At 58.0% G+C, this 3,348-nt stretch carries 3 protein-coding genes and 1 pseudogene; 2 read left to right on the forward strand and 2 right to left on the reverse strand.

Features of this window, described 5'->3' with window-relative positions; all coding sequences use genetic code 11:
- Together AC097P_RS23225 and tnpC are read left to right on the forward strand one after the other, a co-directional pair.
- On the forward strand, positions 1-332 hold a 332-nt coding region (locus tag AC097P_RS23225), incomplete at its 5' end, for a transposase (protein ID WP_479612811.1).
- A 172-nt stretch (positions 333-504) separates the two neighbouring features.
- Positions 505-1,998 (forward strand): IS66 family transposase, encoded by a 1,494-nt coding sequence (tnpC, locus tag AC097P_RS23230; protein ID WP_479612812.1) that lies wholly within the window; start codon positions 505-507, stop codon positions 1,996-1,998.
- Between the two features lie 160 nt (positions 1,999-2,158).
- On the opposite strand, the pseudogene AC097P_RS23235 reads toward tnpC, so the two are convergent.
- Both AC097P_RS23235 and AC097P_RS23240 read right to left on the reverse strand, forming a co-directional pair.
- Positions 2,159-2,612: pseudogene (locus AC097P_RS23235) on the reverse strand (IS4 family transposase); the annotation flags it as partial.
- Between the two features lie 19 nt (positions 2,613-2,631).
- On the reverse strand, positions 2,632-3,348 hold a 717-nt coding region (locus AC097P_RS23240; protein ID WP_479612813.1), incomplete at its 5' end, for a DUF3422 family protein.

Raw genomic sequence — 3,348 nt, forward strand, 5'->3', positions numbered from 1 at the left:
GTGATGGCTCCCCCGCCTACAGGCAGCTCCAAGAAAACGGATATGGACACCGGCAAACGGTTCACCTTGGCTCGACCACACCAGCCCATGAATCGATGCCAGGCGTTCACCGCGTGGCCTCACTGCTGCAACGCTGGATGATGGGCACACACCACGGCGCAGTGCAGCCTGGACAGTTGGACTACTATCTCGATGAGTATGTATTTCGGTTCAATCGGCGAACCTCTCGATCACGCGGGTTATTGTTTTATCGTTTGCTTCAGCAAGCGGTTGTTACAAAGCCGGTCACCTACCAGAAGGTGGTGGAAAAGCGGGGAAATTCTGGAAATTGATGCTTGTGGAGCTAAAGGGATACCCCGTGTTTATATCCAGCTATTGGCGTTTAGAGCTTGACGTTTAGAGCAAAACTCAGTCGCCGCTTACTACTCCTTAATTGTAACTACTCAGCACCAAGTGAAGTGCAATTGGAGCTTGCTATGAAATAGTGAGCGACAATCGGTTTTGATGCAAAACCTGCCAGACCTCACACAACTCAGCCACAGTCAGAAAGATGACCTGATCCGCGTGTTGTGGTCGATGCTCCAGGCCCAGGCGAAACAGATCGCTGCCTTGCAATCGCAGGTTGTAGAGTTGCAATCTAGGCTCAACAACAATAGTCGCAACTCCAGCAAGCCACCATCAAGCGACGGCTTGAACAAACCGGTGCCGAAGTCCTTGCGGGTTGCAGGCGAGAAGCCAAGCGGCGGACAAAAAGGCCATGCCGGCAACACCTTGCGCCAGGCCACTGAGCCCGACAGAATAGTTGTCCACGACGTACCAGACCAGTGCCAGGCATGCCAGCGGGAATTGCCATTTGCCTACGTGGTTGAGGCACGCCAGGTTTTTGATTTGCCGGTACTGAGATTTGAGGTGACCGAGCATCACGCCATGCAAGCCATTTGTAGCTGCGGGCACGTGCATACCGCGGAGTTCCCCGGCGGTGTCAACGCGAGCGTGCAATACGGAGCCCGCGCACAGGCTGCCATGGCGCACCTCAATCAAAACCACGCCGTGTCAGTGCAGCGCACTGCCGCGCTGATGAAAGACTTCTTTGACTTATCCGTGAGCCAGGCAACGGTCGTCAAGGCAGTCCAGGCGGGGGCAAACATCTTGCAGCCCACTGCGCAAGACATCGGTCAAGCCATTGTTGGCTCAGCCGTGGCACATGCCGATGAGAGTGGCATGCGGGTTGCCAAGAAGTTGCACTGGCTGCATGTGCTGGCCACCGACACCCTGACATGGATGGGTTGCCACCCCAAGCGTGGCGGCGAAGCGTTTGCATCCCTGGCCCTGTTGCAGCTATTCAAAGGCGTTTTGGTGCATGACGGCTGGATGCCCTACAAGGCCCTGGAGTGCCAACACGCCCTGTGCAACCAACACCACCTGCGCGAGTTGACCTACCTCTTGGAGGAGCTCGGTCAAGCTTGGGCAGGCGACATAATTGAGTTGCTAACCCACGCCAACCACCAAGACAATCTCAACTGTGCCGATGGAAAAACGCCGAGCTACGAAAGCCAGAAGTATCAAAGCGAAGTGCGCGATCTACGTATCCTTTACGATGCAATTCTGGTGCAAGCACAGGCAGAAAACCCGATTGCGCTGTCCACTGGTAAACGCGGCAGGACCAAACAAACCAAGGCCACCAATCTGATTGGCCGGCTGCGTGATTACAGCGACGATGTCTGGCGCTTCATGACCCAGCCCGATGTGCCGTTCACCAACAATCTGGCTGAGCAGACCGTGCGCATGCCCAAGGTGAAGCAAAAAGTCTCGGGTTGCTTTCGAACGCTGCCAGGAGCGCAGAACTACTGCGTCATCCGCTCCTATTGCCCACCATGCACAAGCAAGGAGCCAACGTCTTTGAGTCGCTTGCAGCCGCATTCAAGGGCACACCGCCTCAGCCCTGCTTCGGCTGAATACCGTGCGGCCGTTAAAACGGGGCTGAGTAGTTACCCTTAATTGATAGCTGTTCGCGCATGCTTCACGGGGGCTGGAGGCATAAAACGCTTGAAATCGCGCATGCAGGGCCTGCTGGCCAAAGTTCAGCGCCTGGAGGGGCCAAGGCATCGCTGGACCAGGCCCGCCGCCAAGACATCTTGCCGTGGCTGGAGCGCCTGCGCGATGAGCAAAACCAATAGTTGCAGTACAGGGAGTCGGCGAGCATCACATCACCTGGGGAGAAGCCATCGAGCAGGCCGCGCACCAATCCGAGTTCACCGGTTCCCTTGCCGCTGTATGGCCCTATCGCTGCGTCGAGCGCGGCGCCGGTGGCCAGGCAAATCACCAAGACCAGTCGCGCCAGCGGAAAGCCAACCCCGGGTGCCTGGGTGCTGGGCTGGGGATACAGGGCTTGATTCTGCTGGGTATCGGGTATGGAGATGGCGGTGCCGTCTACCAGCTTCACCGAGTGCCCACGCCAAAGCCATGGCACCAGCGCCTTCTGGCACGAGCCATCGGCACTCCAGTGCCTGGCGCATGAACATCGACAACGTAACCGTGGGCGGATACAGCCGCTCGCGGTGCTGGGGCATTAGCGCTTCGGTCGTTTCAAGTAGCTCCGGACTCGTCAGAACTTAGCACTGTCCAGTTATATTAACCATTTTCATGCAGCTTGGCGTGGATTTGGCGTGTGGTGCGCCATACTGCCCACAGTACTAGGGGCACCAATGCACCAGCAATGATTTCCGGGTTGATCGGCACGCCCGTAGCCTTGAGCGCTTTGCCGCCATAGAGCAGCAGGCTGATGACGTAATACGAGATAGCTGCGATGGACAGCCCTTCCACCGTGCTTTGCAGGCGCAACTGCAGCTCTTGGCCGCGGGTCAGTTTCTCCAGCAACTGTTGGTTTTGGGTTTCGGTGGCGATGTCCACCCGGGTGCGCAGTAACGCGCTGGCGCGGGAGATGCGCTCTGCCAGTGAGGCCAGTCGCTGTGCCGTAGCTGCGACTGTGGCCATCGCCGGTGACAGCCTGCGCTGCATGAATTCGCCCAGTGTTTGCGTTCCTGGGATGGCTTTTTCGCGTAGCTCGGCGATGCGTTGAGTGACCAGCGTGTTGTAGGCATTGGTGGCGGCGAAGCGGTAGCTGTGCTGGGCGGTGGCGCGTTCCACCCTGGCGGCCAATGACACCAAGGTGTCGAGCAACTCCTGGTCAGAAGCAGTCTTGTTTTCAAGGCGTGCCGTGATGGCCGCAAGTGACTCCTCTGCTTCAGAAAGCATAGACCCCAGCAGCTTGGCAACCGGCAGCCCCCGCAGCGCCATCAGGCGGTAGGTCTCCAGCTCCAGCAAGCGCTGTGAAATCCGCCCTGCACG

Source organism: Rhodoferax sp. ZS1R8 (genome assembly GCF_056521325.1).

Excerpts from the sequence above, each read along its gene's own strand:
- tnpC (WP_479612812.1), top strand. The coding sequence starts at position 505 with ATGCAAAACCTGCCAGACCTCACACAACTCAGCCACAGTCAGAAAGAT.